The sequence below is a fragment of the Eggerthella sp. genome (assembly GCF_048329335.1).
Taxonomy (GTDB): domain Bacteria; phylum Actinomycetota; class Coriobacteriia; order Coriobacteriales; family Eggerthellaceae; genus Eggerthella; species Eggerthella lenta.
In genome coordinates, this window is sequence record NZ_DBFEGU010000420.1 from 1 (window position 1) to 5,264 (window position 5,264).

Annotated in this window: 4 protein-coding genes; all 4 read left to right on the forward strand. The window is 62.7% G+C overall.

The genetic code is table 11. The annotated features are described in order from the left end of the window. The first annotated feature begins 22 nt into the window (after nt 1-22). Nucleotides 23-1,624 carry an ABC transporter permease subunit gene (locus ACMO6A_RS13000; protein ID WP_009304105.1) on the forward strand — a complete coding sequence of 534 codons (1,602 nt, stop codon included), beginning with the start codon at nt 23-25 and terminating at the stop codon, nt 1,622-1,624. Between the two features lie 36 nt (nt 1,625-1,660). After that, nucleotides 1,661-2,557 (forward strand): sugar phosphate nucleotidyltransferase, encoded by an 897-nt coding sequence (locus tag ACMO6A_RS13005; protein WP_009304106.1) that lies wholly within the window; start codon nt 1,661-1,663, stop codon nt 2,555-2,557. Between the two features lie 174 nt (nt 2,558-2,731). Then, nucleotides 2,732-4,960, forward strand: a complete 2,229-nt coding sequence (locus ACMO6A_RS13010; RefSeq protein WP_418471380.1) for an N-acetylmuramoyl-L-alanine amidase — start codon at nt 2,732-2,734, stop codon at nt 4,958-4,960. Nucleotides 4,961-4,977: 17 nt separating this feature from the next. Continuing rightward, nucleotides 4,978-5,264, forward strand: a 287-nt coding sequence (locus tag ACMO6A_RS13015; RefSeq protein ID WP_418471381.1) for a glycosyltransferase family 2 protein, incomplete at its 3' end; no start/stop codon positions are given.

A 5,264-nucleotide genomic window follows, 5' to 3' on the forward strand; every position in this document is an offset into this window, starting at 1 on the left:
CTTCATGGATCGGTAGGCGGCCGTGAGACGGGCAGGGAAACTCAACCTCACGCGCATCGTGCTGGCGGCCTTCTTCCTGGTCGCGGCGGTGCTGCCGCTCATTGGCATGTTCTCGCGGCTTGCGAGCCCCGAGGCGCGCGCCGTGTTCGGCACCGAGCAGTTCGCCACGGCGTGCCTCAACTCCATCGGCGTCGCGTTGACCTCGACGGCCATCTCGCTCGCGTTCGCGCTGGCGATGTCGTGGGTGCTCTGCCGTACTAACGTGCGGGCGAAGGGCGTCATCGCCGTGGTCATGACGCTGCCCATGCTCATCCCGTCGCTCGCGCTCGGCATGGGCCTGGTGTTCCTGCTGGGCTCGAACGGCGTCATCACGAACGCGCTGGGGCTGGACTTCTCGCTGTACGGGTTCTGGGGCATCGTGATGGGTTCGGTGCTGTACTCGTTCCCGTCGGCCTTCCTGCTGCTGTACGATGTGCTGAAGTACGAGGACGCCTCGCCGTACGAGGCTGCCGACGTGCTGGGCGTGCCGAAGCGCAGCCAGTTCTTGCGCATCACGATGCCGTATCTGCGCAAGCCGCTCATCTCGGCGGTGTTCGCCACGTTCACGCTTGTGGTGACCGACTACGGCGTGCCCCTCATGGTGGGCGGCAAAACCACCACGCTTCCGGTGCTCATGTACCAGGAGGTCATCGGCCTGCTGAACTACGACACGGGCGTGGCTATCGGCTTCGTGCTGTTGATCCCGGCCATCGTGGCTTTTCTCATCGATGTGCTCAACGCGGACAAGGGGAAAAGCTCGTTCGTGTCGAAGCGCTTCTCCATCGCCCGAAGCGCCGTGCGCGACGTGCTGGGTTACGCGCTGGCCGCCATCGTGTCGGTCGCTATTATCTTGCCTCTGGGTTCGTTCGTGCTCGTGTCGTTCGTAAAGAAGTACCCCGTCGACATGGCCGTGACGTTCGACAACGTCGGCCGGGCGCTCAACATGAACGCGGGCGATTACTGGTTCAACTCCATCGTCATCGCCTGTCTCGTGGCGCTCGTCGGCACGACGTTGGCGTACTTCGCAGCGTATATAACCGCGCGCATGGGGGGCCGCTTCGCGAAGCTGCTGCATCTCGTGTGCATCACGACGCTGGCCATCCCGGGCCTCGTGCTGGGCCTGTCCTACGTGCTGTTCTTCAAGGGCTCCGTCCTGTACGGCACGTTGGCCATCCTCGTCCTGGTGAACCTCGTGCACTTCTTCGCCTCGCCGTACCTGATGGCGTACAACTCGCTGGGCAAGGCGAACGAGAACCTGGAGGCGGTCGGATCGACTATGGGCATCGGGCGCGCGAGCATCCTCAAAGACGTGCTGATCCCCCAGACGATGGATACGATCATCGAGATGGCGGGCTACTTCTTCGTGAACTGCATGGTCACCATCTCGGCGGTGGCGTTCCTCGCTACGACGCTCGACATGCCGCTTGCGCTGCTCATCACCGATCTGGACGCGCAGCGTCTGACGGAGTGCGCCGCGTTCGTGTCGCTGATCATCCTCCTTACGAACATTGCCTCGAAGCTCGTGCTCGCAGGCATCAAAAAAGCTATTCATCGCGCGGAAGCGCCCGAGGCCTTCGCGGCCTGACGCGTCCGTCGCTCGAACGAGAGGGATACTGCTGCCATGGAACGTTCTCTTGGTGTGAAGGATTTCAAGATACTGACCGCGCTCGAGGAGCGCGTCGACGAGGCGCTCACGCAGCGCGAGATCGCCACGGCGGCCGATTTGTCGGTGGGCACGGTGAACCGTGCGATGGCCGACCTGCACGAGCGCGGCTTCGTGCGCGAGGGCATGCTGTCGGCGGCCGGCTTGGAGGCGCTCGAGCCCTACCGTGTGAAGCGTGCGGTGCTGATCGCCGCCGGGTTCGGCTCCCGTCTGGTGCCCATCACGCTGAACACCCCGAAGCCGCTCATCCGAGTGCAGGGGCGGCGCATCATCGACTCGCTGCTCGACGCCGTGTACGCGGCGGGCATCGAGGAGGTGTACGTGGTGCGCGGCTATCTGGCCGAGCAGTTCGACCAGCTGCTGTACAAGTACCCCGGTCTCAAGTTCATCGAGAACCCCTTCTACAACGAGGCGAACAATATCTCGTCGGCCGTGGCGGCGAAGGATCTGCTGCAGAACGCTTACGTGTTCGAGTCCGACCTGCTGCTGTACAACCCGAAGCTGATCACGAAGTACCAGTACTCGTCGAACTATCTCGGCGTGCCCGTGCAGGTGACTGACGACTGGTGCTTCCAAACGCGCCGCGGTGTGATCACGGGACTGTCGGTAGGCGGGACGGACTGCCATCATATGTTCGGCATCTCCTATTGGACCGAAGAGGACGGCAGGAAGCTGGCCGACGACGTGCCGGCGACGTTCGCCATGCCCGGCGGCAAGGAGCGCTATTGGGACGAGGTAGCGCTGCGATACTTCGCCCGCAACTACGAGGTGGTCGTGCGTGAGTGCACGTTCGACGACGTGATCGAGATCGACACGTACCGCGAGTTGCAAGAGCTTGACAAAGCGTACGTGTGACACGGAAGGTCCGATACCGTTCGCTCACGCGTTCAGCTGCTTCGGCGCGTCCGACATACGCCATCTGTCGAGAGGTCTTCGGGAGGGGCTCGTTTACTGATATACTCATCAGCGGTAATATTTGCGACAACGCATCGTAGTAGCAACTGACAGTTCGAAGTACGGAGGTGCTCCATGCACCAGGTTTCATCCCGATTGTCCAAGCTGGCCTTGTCGGTTATGCTGGCTTTCGCGCTCGTTCCCACGGCTTCCGTGGCCGCGATGGCCGATCCCCAGATCTCCGATCCGGCATCCGACCCGGTCATCCAGTCGCCTTCCATCGATCAGGGTGTGTCGGAAGAGGCTCCCGCTTCTACCGAATCGTGGCAAGGGGAGGGCTCGGAGCCCGCTGAGGCGGACGAAACCGCCCAACCCGATAGCGAGGCCGAAGCCTCGGCGGCGGCTCTCGGTCCCGACCGGCAACCGGTGGGCTTCGTGTACTTCGACGAAAGCTCCCCCAGCGCGGGCGGTTCCCAGCTCGTCGTGGTTGCGCTGGACGACGAGTCGATCGAGCTGACGTCCGCAGAACTGACGCTGACGGCTCCTTCGGGCGCGTCGGTCAAAGCGACCGCTTCCGAGTACGCGGGCAATGCGGCGCTCTTCTCCGTAGACGTTCCGGAGGCCGGGGAGTACCGTCTCGAACGGATGGAGGGCGCGTCTGCCGCCGACAGCCGCACGCTGCTGGTGGATCTGTCCTCCTGTGAGGGCGAGCCCTACGCGTTCATGGTGGCCGAGCCGCAAGCCGAAGCGTTTTCCCTGTCCGATGAGTCGACCGGCGGCGTGTCCGTGTACGCACTGACCGACGACGGCCAGCTTGAGGAGGCATCGTCCTTCGAGGAGGCTGCGCAGCTGTCCGCCGAAGCGGCTTCTGCCGTCGCAGGTCGTTCGGCCGCCTCGGGCGCGCGCAGCCCCTCCGGCAAGTTCGTGGTTGCCTTGGATCCCGGCCACGGAGGTAGCGAGCCCGGGGCTTCGGCCAACGGTTTGGTTGAGAGGGAGCTCACATGGAAGATCGCGTTGTACTGCAAGGAGGCGCTGGAGTCCTATGCGAACGTCGAAGTGGTGCTGACGCGTGGAAGCGACGAAAAGGTGAGCCTTGTTGAGCGCGTGAACCGCGCGGTTGACGCAGGAGCCAACGTGTTCGTCAGCTTGCATCTTAACTCCGGACCTGCTTCGGGCAACGGTGCCGAAGTGTGGTATCCGAACGACAGCTCGTATCGTCACGAGCTTCACGAGGAGGGCGCGCAGCTCTCCAGCAAGATCCTGGAGAAGCTGACTGCACTCGGCTTGACCGACCGCGGCATAAAAGTGCGCGATTCGGAGCGCGTGGATGGCGAAGGCCCGTTCTACTATCCCGATGGCAGCATCCAGGACTACTACACGGTCATCGAGGCAAGTCGCGAAGCCGGCATCGTGGGCATCATCGTCGAGCATGCGTTCCTGTCTAATAAGAGCGACAGCGACAAGCTGAAAAGCGAGGCGTTCCTGAAGGAGCTGGGCTACGCTGATGCCGAGGGCATAGCCGAGACGTACAAGCTCTCTTCTGGGTGGGAAATCGACAACGGCCGCTGGAAGCTGAAGCTGGCCGACGGTACGTATGCTACGAGCAGCTGGCAGCAGGTCAAGGGTAAGAAGTACTGGTTCGGGGCGGATTCGTACGCCGTCACCGGATGGCAGACCATTGATGAAAAGCGCTACTATTTCGACAGCTCGTGTGCCTTGCGGACAGACGGGTGGTTGAAAGACGACGGGTCCTGGTATTGGCTTTCGTCTTCCGGCGTCATGCAGACGGGGTGGTTGAAGCTGGGTGGAACGTGGTACTGGCTCGATCCGCAGACTGGCAAGATGGCAACGGGCTGGACGACGGCTTCGGACGGACATCGCTACTACTTCGACGGATCGGGGGCCATGCAGACGGGTTGGGCGAAGGTAGGCGGAACCTGGTACTACCTGTCCGGCTCCGGGGCGATGCAGACCGGCTGGCTGAGCAAGGGCGGCTCCTGGTACTGGCTCGACCCGGAATCCGGCGCCATGGCCACGGGCTGGGAGAAGGCCTCGGACGGCAAGTGGTACTACTTCGAAGGCTCCGGCGCCATGCAGTCGAGCCGCTGGCTGAAACAAGGAACCGCTTGGTATTACCTGAGCGGATCGGGAGCCATGCAAACCGGCTGGTTGCTCACGGGAGGAGCTTGGTACTGGATGGATCCCGAATCAGGCATGATGGCAACGGGCTGGCTCGAGAACGGAGGGTCATGGTACTATCTTGACCCCTCCTCTGGAGCCATGGCGACCGGCACCGCGGTAATCGACGGCACCCGCTACATATTCGACGATTCCGGCGCGTGCGCTGATTTCGTGGATGAATAGGAAAAGAAAGGCCCTTCATGCGCAACGTAGATAATCAGCTCGTCTCTATAATCGTCCCGGTCTTCAACGCGGAGCCGTACCTTGCGCAATGCCTCGACAGCATTCTCGCGCAAACGCACCGCGAGCTGGAGGTCATCTGCCTGAACGACGGCAGCACGGACGGCTCTCTCGCCATCATGCAGGCATACGCCGCTCGCGACGAGCGCATCCGCGTCATCGACAAGCAGAACCAAGGCTACGGAGCCACCTGCAATCGCGGACTGGAAGAGGCGCGAGGCGCATGGATCTCCATCGTCGAGCCCGA

Coding starts and splice junctions, on each gene's coding strand:
- ACMO6A_RS13010 (WP_418471380.1), top strand. CDS start 2,732: ATGCACCAGGTTTCATCCCGATTGTCCAAGCTGGCCTTGTCGGTTATG.
- ACMO6A_RS13005 (WP_009304106.1), top strand. CDS start 1,661: ATGGAACGTTCTCTTGGTGTGAAGGATTTCAAGATACTGACCGCGCTC.